The 243-nt window shown below is 43.6% G+C and carries 1 pseudogene; it reads right to left on the reverse strand.

What is annotated here, in order from left to right:
* Positions 1 to 21 precede the first annotated feature (21 nt).
* Positions 22 to 243, reverse strand: a pseudogene (locus H5300_RS27605) (IS4 family transposase); the annotation flags it as partial.

Here is a 243-nt window from a genome sequence, read left to right on the forward strand (position 1 = left end):
TTAATGCCGTTCGGATAAGCATTATTGCTTGAACCTGAACGGATATTTGGCTGGGACAAAGAGGACTGAACGTGGAAACGTTCGGTCCTTTCTTTTATCTGGAAGAATGAAGTGACTTAAACTGTCTCTCATCCTTTTCAGTTTTACAGGTAGAGTTCCGTCTGGACTTAAAGCTAACCAACGTAATTGCGCATCAATAAGGTTAATTGCGGCGGTAAAACTGACCCTAGTCGCTCGAACCCC

This window comes from Vibrio sp. SG41-7 (assembly GCF_014164465.1).
Classification (GTDB): Bacteria; Pseudomonadota; Gammaproteobacteria; order Enterobacterales; family Vibrionaceae; genus Vibrio; species Vibrio splendidus.